Origin of the sequence: Paenibacillus ottowii (genome assembly GCF_006874425.1) — a bacterium.
In the GTDB taxonomy this organism is placed as follows: Bacteria; Bacillota; Bacilli; order Paenibacillales; family Paenibacillaceae; genus Paenibacillus; species Paenibacillus ottowii.
Genome location: NZ_VIJZ01000002.1, coordinates 315,966 through 333,299, shown reverse-complemented (window position 1 = coordinate 333,299; position 17,334 = coordinate 315,966). Strand labels below are relative to the sequence as shown.

The following is a 17,334-nucleotide window of genomic DNA, read 5'->3' as shown; positions in this document are numbered from 1 at the left end:
CGCGTTATTTTGTAATCACTATCTTTCTATACATACCGTTGAACATTATAGGTGCATCTTCTTTGATTCGCAGTTTTATTTTTTGGGTTTCAAGCAGTTCTTCGAAATTCAATCCTATATCGGTTCCTAACACTTTAATGAGGGGCCTTATTGTTTTTTTGAATAATGAGGGCTTTTTTCCTTTAGGAGAAAACTTATCGAAAATAATAATTTCCCCGTCTTTTTTCAAAACTCGCACCATCTCATCGAAGCATTTATTTGCGTCAGGTACTACCGAGAGAATTAGACTTCCTATTACTATATCAAATTGCTCATCCATAAAATTCATTTGTTGAGCATCCATCTCCAAGAATTGTATGGGGGTATTGCTAAATTTCTTTTTTGCTTTGTTAAGCATTTCAGGTGAATAATCTATGGCAGTAATATCCAGATCATAGTGATTTATTAATTCTAAATCTGCCCCAGTTCCTACACCTACAAAAAGTATTTTTTGCTCGCTATTAAATGACTTTTCTTGAAATATCATCTTTCTAGAATTAAGGAAGCTACCTGAATTAAAAAACTTATCATAAATTGGAGACCAAATCTTATATATTGCCTTATTCCACTTATTATTCATTTCTTGCCCCCTGCCTATTGAAAAATTTATTATATAATAATGTGTTTTAATAGGATAATCAACTAATAGGTAAATTATTGATATATTTTATCAACCAAGATAAGGGGGGGTAAGGAAAAGAGGAGTAATGGAAAACAAAAAAAACCACTCGAGTAAAGCCCCGAGTGGTAGCTACTTTCAGTAAGTAGCTGAGTAGGATAGGAGTGGAGAGAAACCATACTGTACTTTTATTATATGTATACGTTTTCATTCTGTCAATGTTTTTTTAAAGCGTTTTCTTTTTTGTGTAATTATCCTTACGAGTGCCTAAATGGAACACTTTCGTTGGGTTTGTCATTAAATCTGAATAAATTTAAAATCCATTGAAAAGCGGTTTAAATGAATTAGCTGCCAGCGTTTGGGAGCCTTTGCTGGAAATCGTGGGGATTTTGGACTTTTTTACTGGCGGCCATTTTGTGGTACAATGGGTAAGTCCATTTTGGATATTGAATATGTTGGGGATAGCACCGTTAATGTTGGCACTACATAGGGTAAGAAAATAACAAATGTTCCATGATGCTGTTTTATCCATTTGCGCAGAGGGCGCAACTTTTTTTGACCTGTTCGGTATATATAGACAGAATCGGACGGGAAAACAGCACATGTATGGGCGAGGAGGGTCTCACTCGGATGATGACAGATTCCCAGATGATTCAGGAAATCAAACAAGGTAATGTTGAGGTTTATTCAGAATTAATGAGGCGGCACCAACGTAAAATTTTAGCTTTTGTTTATCATATGCTGAAAAGTTCGAACCTGGAAATGATTGCTGAGGACTTATGCTCGGAGACGTTTTATAAGGCGTATCGGAGCCTGCATTCTTTTCGCGAGGTAGATGCATCGTTCTCCACTTGGCTATATACAATTGCACGCAATACGGTGCTAAGTGAGCTTCGTAAGCACCGTAGTGGTCAGGTTCCATTGGAAGAGAGCGGGTATGTACCAGTAGCTCCATCAGATGTGATTCCGGAGCAGGCTGTTCTTCGCGGTGAGAAGGTAGAGATGGTTCGTGAAGCAATCAACAGATTGCCTGAGAAGCAGCGATCTGCGCTGATTTTGCGTGAATATGAGCAATTAGATTATCAGGAGATTGCGACTATTTTAGGACAGACGGTCAGTGCAGTGAAGTCATTGCTTTTCCGGGCAAGAACCAGTGTGAAGACGCAGTTGGAGCCTTATTTTTTTGAGCCTCTCTATGAGGAAAACGAAGGGATGAGCAGCCAATGAAATCCAGGGACGCTGAGGATTTGTTCGCTACAGGCAAAAATGTATCGAAACAAGACTCGGAGCGCAGACGGGCCAAGAGCTCGTCTGCCGGGTGGGAGCATGGTTCGGAAGAGAATGATTGGAATTTGTCAAAAGAAAGTCGATCCGCTATTGGTGATATTTCCTTTGAAATAACAGATGATAAGCTAGAGGCAATGAATCGTAGAGTCATGGATCGCATTTATGAAGAATCACCGTGGCTTGTTCCGGGCGAGCATCGACGTGCGCGTGTAAACCCAGCAGCCCGTAAGTATATGTCTGTATGGATTGCCGGCTTCTTGGCCGTATTCTTGTGCAGCTTTTTGTTTTTAAACTGGAATGGAAGCTCCTCTCAGGAAAGTCCCCCCCAAGCGGCTCCTGTCATGGACACGGGTATTTTACCGACAGGTCTGCTGGAAACTACAAGTACATCTCCACAGTATCAATACCACATTAAAGATGTAAATAGTGGCATTATGGACCCGCTGGTTGCAAGCATTGTTCCTACTTACCCGCAATACTGGATGTTGTTGTCTGTATTGGCACTTGCGCTTGCTTTATTTTCTTTGGGGTGGATCCATCGGACGAGAAGAGTTAGAAATTAGCTGCCCGATAGGCTCTAGATCAAATTCATTTTAATGCCTGAATAACACAACAGCGGAGGATCGGACACAATGCTTATTGGCTTAATCAGACATGGATTGACGGATTGGAATGCGGTAGGTAGAATCCAGGGCCACAGTGATATTCCGTTGAATGAGGAAGGGCGCCGGCAGGCACGCTTGCTGGCAGAACGATTGAAGGAAGAGCCTTATCATTGGGACGGGCTTATTACAAGTAGTCTATCCAGAGCGAAAGAGACGGGGGATATCATTGCCTCTGCTCTGCACTTGCCGTTGCTGGAACCTGATGATCGACTAAGAGAACGCGCTTATGGTCAGGTCGAGGGGATGACACAGGCCGAACGCGAAGAGAAGTGGGGAGTTGACTGGCACCTGCTGGATTTGGGACAGGAAAGCGATGCAGATCTTCAGCTTCGCGCGCTAGCTTTTATGGAGGCGATTTGGACGGAAAATCGGGACAAGAATCTGCTGGTCGTTTCTCACGGCGGTTTTTTGGCTAATTTGTATAAGGCTCTATATCAGGAAAAATTCACGGAACGAATTGGCAATTTGTCATTAAGCGTACTCCAGCGTGAGGATGCGGACTGGGAATCACTTTTGTATAATTGCACAAAGCATTTGCAAGAGAAAAAGTGACTACAACTCAAAACGCTGGTGAAAGACCATGGCTTCTACTCATCGTAGAGCTGTGGTCTTTTTGTTTTTTTCATTATACCTTTGCAAAAAAAGAGGTTTAGAGTCTGCAGATTCCGTCAAAGCTGTGGGTACAACAGGTAAGAATCATTTCCGGATGACAGTCCAGTGACGAGGCGATGGAACAATGAATCTGGCGGATATGCTGACATTTGCGGATATTGTACATTTGAACAGAATCGCAGTGTATTACGATTGTGACTGTAAACCTAATTCCAAGCATGAGTTGATCCAAGGGATTTTGACAAAGCTCGGCAGTAGTAGTTTTTTTGAGACGCAAGTCAAGGAGCTGAGGTTGTCAGAGGTAAGGTTTTTGAATGCACTATTGTTCGATGACCGACCTTACTTCAGTATGGAGGAATTGATTGCGATTGCTAAACAGTCTGTCGAGCAGGACGGGGATGCTGGTGAGCGACCACGAGATATTGTGACCCGTCTGCGTTCTAGTGGCTGGTTGTTCAATGGTTCAACGCACAATACGAGATATTTGTATCAAATTCCGTCGGATATGAAGGAGCGCTTTCGGCGTGTGATGGTACATGACTTTCAAAACAGAATGATTCGGGTAAGCGAACCGTCGTCGTACCGGGATGAAGGACATCTACTGGCGGAGGATTTACGGCTTTTCCTTCAATACATGAGGCAGCATGAAGTTCCGCTTAATCCTGAGGGAGCTTGGTACCGTCGCAATCAGCAGCAGCTAATGGAGCATTTGCACATTGCGGAGCCGTTATTGGGCAAAGGAGGATGGCGATTTGGCTATGGTTCCTCTTTTAAGTTTTACCCGGATCGAATGGCATTACTGTATGATTATGCCCGTCACTCCAAGTATATTGAGGAGAAGGGGGACCGGGTTGAGCTGACCGCAAAGGGGGAGGGACAACAGGAGCTTGCAATTGAGGATGAAATGATACAGCTATTCAGGTTTTGGTTAAGATTGTATAAAGGAGCCGTACCCAATCTGCTTTCACTAGTCTACTGGATTGGAGAATGTGCCAGGCCATGGACATCGTCAGAGTCGCTTTTTGAGCATATCGGTCCCCTGATCCGACCGTTTTACTATGACACCCCCCGTTCGGTCTTTGATCAGAGGATTATACGAATGATGCTTCACTTGGGGATGCTTCGACAAGGTGAGCATTCGACGGGATCCTCTATACAAATGACGGTTTGGGGGCAGAAGTTGGCGGGAGAGTGCCGCCTTGGGCGAAACGACTCGGGTATACGGCTCCATTGACAAGCAGTACACATGTTGATAGAATTTCACCCAAAATATGAGAGGGTGAAGTTGATGCTCATTCACTACAACGGAAATATGCCACAGCTCCATTCATCTGTCTATGTGGCAGAAGGAGCAAAAATTGTTGGAAAAGTAACGATCGGCCAAGATTCCTCCGTATGGTTTAATGCCGTACTGCGCGGGGATATGGCGCCTATCATCATTGGTGAACGCTGCAATATTCAGGACGGTGTCGTGGGACATGTGAACACGGATCAACCTTTGTTGCTGGCGGATGACGTTTCGGTAGGACATGCTGCCATTATCCACGGTTGTACGATAGGCAAGGGCACATTAATTGGTATGGGGGCCATTGTACTCAACGGAGCGGAGCTTGGTGAATATGCTTTAATAGGAGCAGGGTCGGTCGTTACGGAAAATACCAAAATACCACCCTATACTCTTTCTATCGGTACACCTGCCAAAGTGGTGCGCGAATTGACAGATGCAGATTTGCAGCGGATGTCACGAACGACACTCAGCTATGTGGCGAAAGGAAAAGAATATAGGATCTCTTAAACTCATGTTGGAGGTGCATCCTATGGATAAAATGAAGGTTACTTATGAGGTAATGTTGGGCCTGTCTGCTGAAATGGTTTTGGACGAGGCATTACGTAAACACCGGAGTGAAAAACTTTACAAGGATATTGATGAGGCGTTAGCCTCCGGAGATGAAGTAGCTTTTCGTCATCTTACGGATGAGCTGAAAGCAATGAGTTAGAACGCTTCTGGAAAGCTTGAGTGGGTCATTTTAGACCAAGCGCCAGTTCAAGATTATATCATCAAACCTGATCGTAACGGCGGTCAGGTTTTTTTGATACGCTTGGATATGATATAGTCTTTGTAAGATCATGCCTGTACAAGGCAACTGTCGTATGAACGGAGGATGAAGGACGTGTCGTTATCTTATTTATGGAGCCGGTCGTTCTTGACGAGCCGGCCCTTTTTGTGGCTGTTATTCTGGTGTAATTTGGCTGGAACAGTATATGGGTACATATGGTATGGTGGACAGCTGGAATATACATTGAATTATCACCCGATATGGCAGATTGTATTTGTGCCTGATAGTCCGACAGCTAGCTTATTTTTTACGATTTCTATACTGTTTTTGCTTTATCCTCCTCATTTCAAGAGCTTAAAGGTCATTCGTCAGATTATGGAGGCGTTAGCTGTCGTCACGAGTGTAAAGTACGGCGTCTGGGCTTCGGTTATTATTTTGTGGGGAGTTGCGCAGGGGGGACACATGGTGTGGCAGGATTGGATGCTGATAGCATCTCACACAGCAATGGCGGTCGAAGCGTTACTGTTTGTACGTTTTTTTAGCTGTAAATGGATTGCTTTAGGTCTGGCTACACTGTGGACATTATTAAATGATACGATGGATTATACCTTTGGCATCTACCCTTATCTTCCCAGAACACTAACGGATGATATACCGCAAGTACGTGCTTTTACCTACATGCTGACCCTTGCTAGTATTGTAACGGCATGGCTTGCCATGCTGGCGCGCAATCGAAAGGTATCGTCTTATCGTGATGTAGCTTGAGTGCGCGTGACGTTCCTTTAGATGATATTTTAGCGCGGTAGTGCTGAAACGGGAAGATACTGTTCAAACGATCGCCCTAAAGCAAGTTCTAGTCCCGTTAACCTTGCCATACAGTAAGGTGAGGAGGGATGTCCCATGATTAGAGGTCAGGCGTTTCCAAAGGTGATACGTATTGTATTGAGTGTTGTTTTATCAATGGTCCTGCTGCTGTCTGTCTGCGTCCCTCCAGGTATGGCAGAGACACAGGATCAGTCCAAACCTGTAGGTAAAACAAAGGAAATTGAAGAGCTAGATCATGCAGCTGCGACACTGTATCGTGACGTAATGGACGGGAATATTGAAAAAGCGCGCGCGGATGTAGCCGAGGTAAGCAGATGGTTCAGCACTGGGCAAGTACAGGCGGCGCTATCTGTAGAGGCTATCCATGCTTTGTCCGGCAGCATCCTGGAGGTGCAGCAAGCTACACAGTCTGTTCAAGCATCACCGGATGAGTGGGTGAAGGCAGCGGCCAATTTACGGCTTGCGACAGATGCGCTTGCACACCCGCGCCAGCCTTTATGGCAGCAGTATTATAAGATATTAAGAGAAGATGTTAGCGGTTTGAATAACCAGTTTGCTAAAGGGAACATGAAGGGATTCAAAGCAAGTACCGCAGTCCTCGAAGACCACTATGAAACAATCCGTACAGCAGCATTGATCCATGGCAGAACAACTGAGGTCGTGCGGACTGATTCCTGGATATCTTACATCAAAGGATTGGGCAATCAGCAAAATGCAGATGCTTCAACGATTAGAGGGGCATTGGACCAGGGCAATCCGACGTTTAATGCTTTGTTTGGACGTGAAAAAGACGCCACCGCACTGGCGCCATTTATCCCGCGTGAGAGTGAGCGCCGGGCTGAAGTGGCCATCGGTATGATTGTGCTGCTGGCGTTGGCCTATGCAGGTTATCGTAAATATCGGGCTGGTTTTACTGGGTAACGATGAAAGTTTGAACATTCGCAATTTTGTTGTGAGCCATCCATTATTTGTTAGCCCATTGCCCGGATTACCGGGCTATTCCTCTTTAAACCCTTCCCCATGTACATCATGCACATCCTGAATGATGATAAACGCCCGTGGATCAACCGCTTTAACAATTTGGTGCAGTCGCCGTATTTCCTGACGGGACACGACACAATAGGCAACATGCTTGGCCTGTTTGGAAAATGCACCTACAGCCGGAATAATCGTCACTCCGCGATCCATGTCCCTGGTAATAATATCTGCAATATCCATCGTGTGATCGCTGATAATCATAAAAGCTCTGGCGGAATAAGCCCCCTCTTGTATAAAATCAATAATCTTGGATGCGATGAACACAGCGACTAATGTATATAGAATTTTTTCTTTGGGTATGTAAAGTAGTGAAGCGCCGATAATGACAATATCAATTACCAGCATAATCCTCCCCATGCTCCACCCAAACTTCCGATTTAAAATACGAGCGATAATATCCGAGCCACCGGTAGTGCCGCCAAAGCGGAACACAATGCCTAGCCCGGCCCCAAGCGTAACCCCCGCATATAATGAAGAAAGTATAAAATCGTGTTCAGTCTGAAACGTCCCCATCCATCCGAGATGAATCATTTTTTCAAATAACCACAAAAAGAATGTAAGTGACCCAATACCGACCCCCGTATATATAATCGACTTGCCCCCAAGCATTTTCCATCCAATTAAAAATAATGGAATGTTCAGAAACAAGGTGGAGAGAGAAGGTGAAATCGAAAAAGCATAATTAAGCAGCAGGGTAATCCCTGTAATACCGCCTTCCATCAATTTACTGGGTATAATAAAATAAAGAAGACCGAATGCATAGATGGCTGTGCCAAATACGATCGGCAAAATCAATTTAAGCTGTTCCATGGACTTGGATATTTTCATATAATCCCTCACAGTAGCAGTTTAAGGATGAGCGACTCCATGCAATTTTTCGTAAATCGCAGATCCCTATGTTTAGTATACCTTTTTGCGGCAGCTTTAAAAGACAGATGACTGCAAGTTGATATCGTTAGTCCACAATTAAAAAAAATTTGTTTTAAAATGTGCTTTACGATAACATATGAATAAACCTGCACATGGGGGGATTGCGTGTTTCATGGAAAAATCGTTAGATGAAATTCAACGTGAGGTAGACCAGTATATCTCTCAATTTAAGGAAGGGTATTTCAGTCCTTTGGCTATGTTGGCCCGGATGTCCGAGGAAGTAGGTGAATTGGCGAGGGAGGTCAATCACTCCTTTGGTGAGAAGCCGAAAAAAGCGGATGAAGCCGACAATTCCATTGAGCTGGAGCTGGGGGACATTTTGTTCATCACAGTTTGCTTTGCGAACTCACTAGGTATAAATTTGACCGAGGCACATGATAAGGTTATGCATAAATTTAACACGCGTGACGCGAATCGCTGGACCAAAAAGGACACCGATTAGGCGTTTTGTACATATGCTGTACCAAACCGGTTACCCGGAGGTGCAGTGTCATGAAGGCGGAGGAATACGTTCAGAAAGCTTATCATTGCATTTTGCAGAACGATTTTGAGCAGGCGGTGGAATGGTTTGAAAAAGCGATTTCAGCTCAGCCTGATCATGCGGAACATTATTTCCGATGCTCGGTTACCTATGCTCGTAGTGGACGCTTGGAGCAGGCTTTGGCATATGCAGAGCATGCGGTTCGCCTCGCTCCACAGCAGGAAGAATATGTTCTCCATCTGCATGCGCAGGAAGCCAGGCAGTATACAGAAAAGGCCAGAAAAATGCTGGAGGTCGACAGACCTACGCCGCAGATGCATCGAGATGCGATATTGCTGCTGGAACGGGCAATTTCCCTTGATCCGTTATGTGGTGACGCATTTTTGCTGCTCGCATTGATTTATGACGAATTGAATGAACATAAGCTGGCTGTGCAGGCTGCTCGTGAGGCTGCAGCGCTGTATCCTCACAATGTGCAGCTTGCCAACCTCATGAAGAAGTTATGCCAGCAGATGAATGAACAAATCTAGCACAAATGGATGCAGAAGGAGTTGTAGGGATATGTCAGAACCAATAAAAGTGGCTGTCGTTGGAGCAGCAGGGCGCATGGGCCGTGAGGTTGTCAAATTGGTTCTTCAGGATGAGGAACTACAGCTTGTAGCCGCAGTGAACAGAACACACGCCGGCAGTGATGCCGGCCTTCTCGTCGGACTACCAGAAGCTGGTATCGCTATTATGGAAGATGTAGAGCAGGCTTTACTGGAGAGCCGAGCCGATGTCATGGTTGACTTTACGGGGCCGCGTTTTGCATACGCACATACAGCGCTTGCTATTAAGTACGGAGTTCGTCCGGTTATCGGTACGACAGGGTTTACTCCCGAACAAATTGATGAACTGGACAAGCAGTGTCGTGAACAACAAATTGGGGGGCTGATTGCGCCTAACTTTTCGATCGGAGTTATTTTGATGATGCGGTTTGCGGCTCAGGCAGCAAAATATTTCCCACATCTGGAAATCATCGAATATCATGGCGACCAAAAATTGGACGCGCCCTCAGGCACAGCCATTAAGACTGCAGAACTGATCGCCGAGCAGCGTCAGGAGCTACGTCAAGGCAATCCGGAAGAGGAAGAAATGCTAGAAGGTTCACGTGGTGGTTACTATCAAGGATTCCGTATTCACAGTGTCCGTCTTCCTGGTGTGTTCGCACAGCAAGAAGTTATATTTGGAGGGTTTGGACAATCTCTGAAAATTCGTCAGGACTCCTATGAACGAGCTGGATATATGCCTGGTGTTAAAATCGGTATTCAGAAGGTGATGGAGCAACCGGGGCTTGTATATGGTTTTGAGCATTATATCGATTAAGAATATACGAATGAATTGATGAATGGCATTATAGAATGAGGCAGGAGGAATTTCGAATGTTAAAGATTGCATTTATAGCGCATGACCGCAAAAAGGATGAAATGGTTAATTTTATAACGGCGTATGAGCATGTATTTACAGATCACCAATTGTATTCAACAGGTACAACAGGTCAGCGCATAATGGAGCAAACCAAGCTTCAAATTCACCGCTTCATGTCCGGTCCGCTCGGTGGAGATCAGCAAATCGGGGCTATGGTTGCACAAAATGATATGGACTTGATTATATTTTTGCGTGATCCTCTCATGGCTCAGCCGCATGAGCCGGACATTAGCGCCTTGCTACGTCTGTGTGATGTGCAGGGGATTCCTTTAGCAACCAACGTTGCAACTGCTGAAATACTGGTGAAAGCACTGGATCGTGGCGACTTTGCTTGGCGTGAGCTGGTGCATAAATATAAACCGGGCCTTGACCAGCAGGGTGATGTGAAATGACGCTGGACATCCTGATTTTCGGAGCCCATGCCGACGATGCAGAAATCGGAATGGGTGGCACCATTGCCAAGCATACAGCCGCAGGTCTAAAGGTAGGGGTGTGCGATTTGACGCGGGCTGAAATGTCGTCCAATGGTGATGTGGATACTCGTATGGCAGAAGCTGAACAGGCCTCGAAAGTGCTCGGGCTTGCTGTGCGGACGAATTTGGGTCTGCCTGATCGTGGGTTATATGTAACACCTGAACATGTTGCAGCAGTTACAGCAGAAATCAGGCGCCATGCTCCAAAAGTTGTATTTGCTCCTTATTGGGAGGATCGGCATCCAGATCATGTCATGTGCAGCAAGTTAGTAGAAGAAGCTGTATTTAACGCCAAGTTGAGACGTTTTATGCCGGAGAGTCCCGCGGTACAGATCGAGCAATTATATTTTTATTTTATCAATGATATCGGCAGAACAGATTTGATTGTGGACATTACCGAGCATTATGATGCCAAGGAACAGTCGTTGTTGAGTTATGCTTCGCAGTTTCAGGCAGCACCTGGGAAGGACACGGTATCCACACCACTGAATCAGGGCTATGTGGAACGGGTAAAGGCTAGGGACTCGTTGCTGGGGCAACGCAAACTGATTTCATATGCAGAAGGGTTTGCGTCCAAAACGCCATATCTGGTTAAGCTATTCACATAAGGATTTATACCTACGCATGTTGTAGAATGCTGAAATAAATGGGCATACAAGTGATTATGGATGAACGGAAGGAGGCTTCTTAGCTTGAATGACAAACTAAAAATTGGGATTACCTGTTATCCGTCACTGGGTGGCTCGGGCGTTGTGGCTACTGAGCTGGGCAAGTTGCTGGCAGAAAAAGGGCATGAGGTCCATTTTATTGCTAATAGCATTCCGTTCAGATTAGGCGGGACGTTCCAGAAAAATATTTTTTATCATGAAGTCGAAGTTAACGATTATTATGTGTTCAGATATCCACCATATGATTTGTCACTAGCGACAAAAATGGCCCAGGTGGCTCAAATGAAGAATTTGGATGTACTCCATGTTCATTATGCTGTTCCGCATGCGGTGTGCGCTTATTTGGCGAAGGAAATGGTGGGCGATCATTTGAAAGTGGTCACCACCCTGCACGGCACAGACATTACAGTGTTGGCACAGGATGAATCGTTAAAGGATCTGATTCGACTGGCTATTAACAAAAGCGATGCTGTGACAGCAGTTTCCAAGGATTTGATTCGGGAGACAATCGATGCGTTAGAAATAACACGACCTATAGATTTGACCTACAACTTTGTAGATAAACGAGTATATTATCCAAGAGATGCCGCTGCGCTTAGGAGAGATTTTGCTCAACCGCACGAAAAAATTATGATGCATATTTCCAATTTCCGTCCGGTTAAAAGGGTGGGAGATGTGCTGGATATCTTCGACAGAGTGCAGCAAAAGGTACCTGCGAAGCTGCTGTTTGTAGGAGAAGGACCGGATCTTCCAAAGATTCGTTGTAAAATCGAAAGTTTGGGCCTGCAGGACAAAGTCTTCTTTTTGGGTAAACAAGATCAAATCGCAGAAGTGATTTCTATGGCTGATGTGCTGCTGCTTCCTTCGGAGAAGGAAAGTTTTGGTCTAGTTGCACTGGAAGCAATGGCCTGTGGAGTGCCAACAATTGGTTCTCAGGCAGGAGGAGTACCTGAACTTGTCGTGCATGGAAGTACGGGGTATCTTGCTGAAATCGGTAATACCGAGGCGATGGCGGATTATGCAGTGGAACTGCTGTCCGATGAAGCGATGGCGGAACGTTTCCGTGAAGCGTGCCTGACACGCGCGCGTACCGTTTTCTGCGATGAGCTGATTACCCGTCAATATGAAGAAATCTATTACCGTGTGTTGGGACGCGAGGTGCCGGATCTTAAACCGATCAGCGTTTAAGGAGGCGGACTCGCGTCCGTTTTTTATTGAATACTTGCAAAGGGGGAAACCCTATGAATACAAATACTTGGCAATATGCTGATCCAGAAATGGCTCTTCGCGGCAGAGAGGTCATACATACACTAACCACAGCAGGCCACGAAGCTTATTGGGTCGGTGGCTGTGTACGCGATGAGCTATTAGGACGAGCTATTCATGATATGGATCTGACCACTTCGGCTGAGCCTGAAGAGGTCTTAGCACTGTTCCCTCATGTGATTCCGACAGGAATCCAGCATGGGACGGTAACGGTCATGCAGGATGGTCATGCGTTCGAGGTGACCACTTTTCGTACGGAAAGTGGATACACCGATCACCGCCGTCCAACAGAAGTATCCTTTGTGAAGGACATCCGTGAGGATCTGATGCGGCGGGACTTCACGATGAACGCAATAGCGATGGCTGAACACGGGGAACGAGTAGACCCGTTTGGTGGAGAAGCTGATTTGCGAGCCGCTCTCGTTCGTTGTGTGGGACGAGCCGAGGAACGCTTTGAGGAGGACGGGCTGCGAATGCTGCGTTGCATCCGTTTTGCCTCTGTATTCCGGTTCCGAGTGGCTTATAATACCTGGAAAGGTATGATTCGTCGCAGAGAGGGACTCCGATACATAGCCATGGAACGGGTACGAATCGAGTTAGAAAAGATGCTGGCGGGGCCTGACCCGTTACGTGGGTTGGAGATGCTGGGTCGTAGCGGATTGCTCGACTGTACGAAGGTGCCCGTTCCCTGGGAACAATGTGATGCACAGGCACTCCAGGAGATCGTGCAGCTACCAGCAGAGCTGCGATGGGGGTTGCTCCTTATGTCTTGTAGACTTAGCTTCGAGGCAGCAGACGAGCTGTTAAAAGCTTGGACCTTCTCTAACGCTGCACGTCTGCGTTTGGTTCATTTGTTGGAATGGGAAACTGAGCTCATCAGCCATGCTGCTGCCATAGCTGGGAATTCTGTTTTAAGTGATTCTGACTGTATCAACGATGAGGCGCTGCGTCGCAGCTGGATTCAATTGTTAATTAAGCTGGGAAAGGACACAGCATCAGACTGGTTAGAGCTTTACAAGACACTGCCTTCTTCGTTCCGCGGATTACCACCATCGGTAGAAATGCATGTGCAGAAAATAGCTGAACTGGCAAACTCTTGGACACAGCAGGCAGTAGTCGTTCGGATTAAGGATTTAAATATTACTGGAAATGAGCTGGTTCAGGCAATGAATCGACCAGGTGGACCGTGGCTGGGACAGCTGATGGAACAGCTTTTACAAGCGGTCGCTTGCGGAGATATCCCGAATGAAACAGAAACATTGCTTCAGGAAGTGAAACGGGTGATGAGTAGTGAATAATCATGAGAGACTGTTAGGCATACTGGAGGAAGGTTCATCAGATTACGTATCTGGTGAGGAGATTAGCCGCCGCCTCTCCGTTAGTCGCACAGCAATATGGAAGCAAATCAACAAACTACGTGAGCTGGGTTATAATATCGATGCCTCTTCGCGCCGGGGCTATCGGTTGATATCTCGGCCTGACCGACTGGAAGTCTCCAGATTGTCAGATCTAGTAACTACACAATCGTTTGGCCAGCGTATCATAGTGCTGGATTCGACGGTATCCACTCAACAGGATGCTATGAGTTTGGCAGAAGAGGGTGCTCCAGAGGGAACGGTAGTGCTGGCAGAGGAACAGACAGCAGGCCGGGGACGTCAGGGACGGAAATGGTATTCCCCTCGCGGTAAAGGGATATGGATGAGCATTATATTGCGCCCCACCCAGCCCTTGGCTTTTACCCCCCAGCTAACGCTGCTTACAGGTGTGGCGGTATGTCGGGCTATTCGCCGACTGACGGGTGTGGAGGCAGGTATTAAATGGCCAAACGATCTGCTGATCCATGGTCGCAAGGTATCCGGTATTCTGCTGGAATCTGCAACAGAGGATCAACGGGTTCGCTATTGTATTGCAGGAATTGGCATCGACGTTAATTTGAATGTAGAAGATTACCCGGAAGAGCTATCCCATGTAGGGACATCTTTGAAAATAGAAGCAGGGTTTGAAATTGACCGTACTACACTGATTGCTGTAGTTCTGGAAGAAATGGAGCAGCTAAGCAAGCTATATGCCGAGCAGGGGTTCCAGCCTATAGCTATGCTGTGGGAGGCGTTATCCGTGACGATGAACCGCAGCGTTCGTGCACATACGGGACAAGGGGTAGCGGTAGAAGGTACAGCGGTCGGCTTGGACCCTTCAGGGGCACTCATGATTGAAACGGATCTTGGAGAGCGAATTCAGGTCATTTCAGGAGATATACAATTGTAGAAGCGACCTTAGCTGTGAAAAACGCTCATAATCTTTCTGTTCCCTGTGTAAAACTTCACGTGAAAAAGTGGATGTTTTTTGTTATACTGTGCAGGAGGCGGCATCGGACGGTCCGAGCTGCACTCCAAGGGCACATGCTCTACTTTAGCAAGTTTGTAAGACCATCATAACTTCATTTGAAGGTTACGTTGGATTCTGCTCTGAGCCGAACAGGACCGAGACAGAAGGGACGATCTCAAAATGAGTGTCTTTTTTGGCTGTTCGGACCTTTTGATGACGCAGATGTACAAGCGTTCATAAAAGGTTATTTTTTGTGCCAAAAAAAGATGGAAGGGAGCCATTCGAAATGGCAGGAAAACAAGCGCTGAATATTGTGAAAATGAAAAAAATGAAGCAGGAGGGCACTCCGCTCAGTATGCTGACCGCCTATGATTATCCATCGGCTAAGATAGCCGAGGAAGCGGGAATTGACATCATTCTCGTCGGGGACTCGCTGGGGAACGTAGTTCTTGGTTATGATTCGACCATCCCTGTGACCTTGGATGATATGGTGTACCATTCCCGGACAGTGGCAAGAGGCGCTGAGCATACATTTATCGTAGCGGACATGCCTTTTATGACATATCACAGCAGTATATCCGAAAGTCTACAAGGCATCCGTCGTCTGATGCAGGAAGGACATGCGCATGCGGTTAAATTAGAGGGCGGAGCAGAGATTGCCGATGTCGTAAAAGCGACTGTTCAGGCAGGTGTACCTGTGCTGGGACATATCGGGCTTACTCCGCAATCCGTGAATCAGATTGGCGGCTATCGCATTCAAGGTAAGGACGAAGCGGACGCACGCCGATTGATGGCAGATGCGAAGGCGTTAGAACAGGCAGGTGCCTTTGGTATTGTCTTGGAATTGGTGACTGAGGAAGTGGCAACGGCGATTTCTAAAGAACTTTCCATTCCGACGATTGGAATCGGTGCAGGACGTGGATGTGACGGTCAGGTACTCGTTTATCACGATCTGATTCAATATGCTTCGCCTTATTTCAGCAAACGTTTTGTGAAAACCTATGCCGATGTAGGCGGCTTGATCCGCAGCAGTATTGAGCAATATGTGAGCGATGTAAAAGGGCGGGCATTCCCGGCCCAAGAGCATGTGTTTAGCGCGGATGATCGCGTTGTGGAGTCCCTGGAGTCCTTGTACGGACAAGCAAAAGGACAAGCGCGGGAACAAGCTAAGGAAAAGGTGGAATCTCAGTCATGATCATCGTAAGAGAAGTAGCTCAGCTCCGCAAGGTTATTGCCGAACGTCGGCAGCTTGGAGTCAATGGAGAAAAAAAAGTACACGATTCTGCCTCATTACTGCAACATAAAGTTGGATTTGTACCAACAATGGGATACCTGCATGAAGGGCACGCGAGCTTGATGCAAAAGGCGCGCGAAATGGCAGATACGGTGGTGCTTAGCATTTTCGTAAATCCAATTCAATTTGGACCTACCGAAGACCTGGACAGCTACCCTCGCGATGAAGCTCGTGATCTGGAGGTAGCTCGGCGCGAAGGCGTGGATATTGTATTTTTGCCGACGGTAGCAGAAATGTACCCGCAGCCAACCCAAACCAAAATTCACGTATCCGCTTTGACAGACCGCTTGTGCGGTGCTTCCCGTCCAGGTCATTTTGACGGTGTGACTACAGTGGTAGCCAAGCTGTTTAATATGGTAGGTCCTGATTTGGCCTTTTTTGGAATGAAGGATGCGCAGCAGGTTGCTGTGCTTCAACAAATGGTGACTGATCTCAATATGAATGTGACCCTTATACCTTGTCCTATCGTCAGAGAGGCCGATGGTTTGGCTCTTAGCTCCCGTAATGTATATTTGAGTGCGGAACAGCGTAAGCAGGCGTTGGTCCTGTCCCAGTCCCTGCGTAAGGTGCAAGAAGTGAGCGAAGATATCGTACAGAACACCGTTACGATGGAGCAGATACGTCAAATGGTGGAGTCTACCATTGCCTCTTCTCCTTTGGCGGATATTGACTATATTGAAATATTAACTTTTCCTGGTCTGGAGCCCCTTCGCCCTGAGCAGCGTCTATGTGATGTGCAGGACGACATCATTGTTGCGCTGGCTGTAAAATTTGGGAATACCCGACTGATTGACAATATAAGAATACAGAAAGTGGAGGTACTTTCCCATGTTTAGAACCATGATGAAATCTAAAATTCACCGCGCGACGGTTACCGAAGCCAACCTGAACTATGTGGGGAGTATTACCATAGATGAAGATTTAATGGAGACATCGGATCTGCTGGAGAATGAAAAGGTTCAAATTGTAAACAATAACAATGGAGCTCGACTGGAAACCTATGTGATCCCAGGACCGCGCGGAAGCGGCGTGATTTGTCTCAACGGTGCGGCAGCCCGTCTGGTTCAGCCTGGGGATACAGTCATCATTATTTCCTATGCTTCCATGTCAAATGAAGAGGCCAAAACATACAAGCCAACTGTGGTATTTGTGGATGAACATAATAAACCAGCCCAAACGATGAACAAGGAAGTACACGCGACGATCATGTAATGAATGGGAGCGCGGATGAAACCCCTCATTTAAGCGAAAAATGTGATTGTAATAATCCATCTTTCGTAAGGGCGGG

21 protein-coding genes are annotated in these 17,334 nt (G+C 46.3%); 19 read left to right on the top strand and 2 right to left on the bottom strand.

Features of this window, described 5'->3' with window-relative positions:
• Positions 1–4 precede the first annotated feature (4 nt).
• A complete protein-coding gene (locus tag FKV70_RS05705; protein WP_142612081.1) occupies positions 5–619 on the bottom strand; it encodes a class I SAM-dependent methyltransferase in 615 nt (204 codons plus the stop codon).
• A gap of 669 nt (positions 620–1,288) precedes the next feature.
• Here FKV70_RS05705 and FKV70_RS05700 point away from each other — a divergent pair.
• The 8 genes from FKV70_RS05700 (at position 1,289) to FKV70_RS05665 (ending at position 7,025) form a co-directional block, all read left to right on the top strand.
• Positions 1,289–1,885: an RNA polymerase sigma factor gene (locus FKV70_RS05700; RefSeq protein WP_013310707.1), complete on the top strand. Its 597-nt coding sequence runs from the start codon at positions 1,289–1,291 to the stop codon at positions 1,883–1,885.
• Positions 1,882–2,508 (top strand): hypothetical protein, encoded by a 627-nt coding sequence (locus FKV70_RS05695; protein WP_064796405.1) that lies wholly within the window; start codon positions 1,882–1,884, stop codon positions 2,506–2,508. Before FKV70_RS05700 ends, FKV70_RS05695 begins: the two co-directional genes overlap by 4 nt.
• 69 nt (positions 2,509–2,577) lie before the next feature.
• Positions 2,578–3,162 carry a histidine phosphatase family protein gene (locus FKV70_RS05690; protein ID WP_142612080.1) on the top strand — a complete coding sequence of 195 codons (585 nt, stop codon included), beginning with the start codon at positions 2,578–2,580 and terminating at the stop codon, positions 3,160–3,162.
• 184 nt (positions 3,163–3,346) lie between these two features.
• Positions 3,347–4,456: a hypothetical protein gene (locus tag FKV70_RS05685; protein ID WP_142612079.1), complete on the top strand. Its 1,110-nt coding sequence runs from the start codon at positions 3,347–3,349 to the stop codon at positions 4,454–4,456.
• Between the two features lie 54 nt (positions 4,457–4,510).
• Positions 4,511–5,017, top strand: coding sequence for a gamma carbonic anhydrase family protein (locus tag FKV70_RS05680; protein WP_063213470.1), 507 nt, complete (start codon positions 4,511–4,513; stop codon positions 5,015–5,017).
• 22 nt (positions 5,018–5,039) lie between these two features.
• Positions 5,040–5,219 (top strand): IDEAL domain-containing protein, encoded by a 180-nt coding sequence (locus tag FKV70_RS05675; protein WP_013371655.1) that lies wholly within the window; start codon positions 5,040–5,042, stop codon positions 5,217–5,219.
• Between the two features lie 174 nt (positions 5,220–5,393).
• Positions 5,394–6,044 (top strand): DUF1405 domain-containing protein, encoded by a 651-nt coding sequence (locus FKV70_RS05670; RefSeq protein ID WP_142612078.1) that lies wholly within the window; start codon positions 5,394–5,396, stop codon positions 6,042–6,044.
• 135 nt (positions 6,045–6,179) lie between these two features.
• A complete protein-coding gene (locus FKV70_RS05665) occupies positions 6,180–7,025 on the top strand; it encodes a sporulation protein YpjB (RefSeq protein ID WP_063213468.1) in 846 nt (281 codons plus the stop codon).
• Between the two features lie 75 nt (positions 7,026–7,100).
• Here FKV70_RS05665 and FKV70_RS05660 read toward each other — a convergent pair whose 3' ends face one another.
• Positions 7,101–7,970, bottom strand: a complete 870-nt coding sequence (locus FKV70_RS05660) for a YitT family protein (RefSeq protein ID WP_064796410.1) — start codon at positions 7,968–7,970, stop codon at positions 7,101–7,103.
• Positions 7,971–8,184: 214 nt separating this feature from the next.
• On the opposite strand from FKV70_RS05660, the gene FKV70_RS05655 reads away from it, so the two are divergent.
• The 11 genes from FKV70_RS05655 (at position 8,185) to panD (ending at position 17,258) form a co-directional block, all read left to right on the top strand.
• Complete coding sequence (locus tag FKV70_RS05655; RefSeq protein ID WP_064796411.1) at positions 8,185–8,514, top strand: nucleotide pyrophosphohydrolase; 330 nt, start codon at positions 8,185–8,187, stop codon at positions 8,512–8,514.
• Positions 8,515–8,564: 50 nt separating this feature from the next.
• Positions 8,565–9,083 (top strand): tetratricopeptide repeat protein, encoded by a 519-nt coding sequence (locus FKV70_RS05650; protein WP_142612077.1) that lies wholly within the window; start codon positions 8,565–8,567, stop codon positions 9,081–9,083.
• A 31-nt stretch (positions 9,084–9,114) separates the two neighbouring features.
• Positions 9,115–9,918: a 4-hydroxy-tetrahydrodipicolinate reductase gene (gene dapB, locus FKV70_RS05645; RefSeq protein WP_064796413.1), complete on the top strand. Its 804-nt coding sequence runs from the start codon at positions 9,115–9,117 to the stop codon at positions 9,916–9,918.
• Between the two features lie 56 nt (positions 9,919–9,974).
• Entirely contained in the window at positions 9,975–10,412 is a 438-nt protein-coding gene (gene mgsA / locus FKV70_RS05640; RefSeq protein ID WP_063213464.1) for a methylglyoxal synthase, read from the top strand.
• Positions 10,409–11,101 (top strand): bacillithiol biosynthesis deacetylase BshB1, encoded by a 693-nt coding sequence (gene bshB1 / locus FKV70_RS05635; RefSeq protein ID WP_142612076.1) that lies wholly within the window; start codon positions 10,409–10,411, stop codon positions 11,099–11,101. Before mgsA ends, bshB1 begins: the two co-directional genes overlap by 4 nt.
• 84 nt (positions 11,102–11,185) lie before the next feature.
• Complete coding sequence (gene bshA / locus FKV70_RS05630) at positions 11,186–12,349, top strand: N-acetyl-alpha-D-glucosaminyl L-malate synthase BshA (RefSeq protein WP_064796416.1); 1,164 nt, start codon at positions 11,186–11,188, stop codon at positions 12,347–12,349.
• Positions 12,350–12,402: 53 nt separating this feature from the next.
• Complete coding sequence (locus FKV70_RS05625; protein WP_142612075.1) at positions 12,403–13,725, top strand: CCA tRNA nucleotidyltransferase; 1,323 nt, start codon at positions 12,403–12,405, stop codon at positions 13,723–13,725.
• The gene (locus tag FKV70_RS05620) at positions 13,718–14,692 is read left to right on the top strand and encodes a biotin--[acetyl-CoA-carboxylase] ligase (protein WP_142612074.1); all 975 of its coding nucleotides are present in this window, start codon (positions 13,718–13,720) and stop codon (positions 14,690–14,692) included. Before FKV70_RS05625 ends, FKV70_RS05620 begins: the two co-directional genes overlap by 8 nt.
• Before the next feature lie 346 nt (positions 14,693–15,038).
• Positions 15,039–15,947: a 3-methyl-2-oxobutanoate hydroxymethyltransferase gene (gene panB / locus FKV70_RS05615; protein ID WP_142612073.1), complete on the top strand. Its 909-nt coding sequence runs from the start codon at positions 15,039–15,041 to the stop codon at positions 15,945–15,947.
• Positions 15,944–16,882: a pantoate--beta-alanine ligase gene (gene panC, locus FKV70_RS05610; protein WP_142612072.1), complete on the top strand. Its 939-nt coding sequence runs from the start codon at positions 15,944–15,946 to the stop codon at positions 16,880–16,882. Before panB ends, panC begins: the two co-directional genes overlap by 4 nt.
• Positions 16,875–17,258 (top strand): aspartate 1-decarboxylase, encoded by a 384-nt coding sequence (panD, locus tag FKV70_RS05605; RefSeq protein WP_013371641.1) that lies wholly within the window; start codon positions 16,875–16,877, stop codon positions 17,256–17,258. The genes panC and panD overlap by 8 nt, the downstream gene beginning before the upstream one ends.
• Positions 17,259–17,334 lie beyond the last annotated feature (76 nt).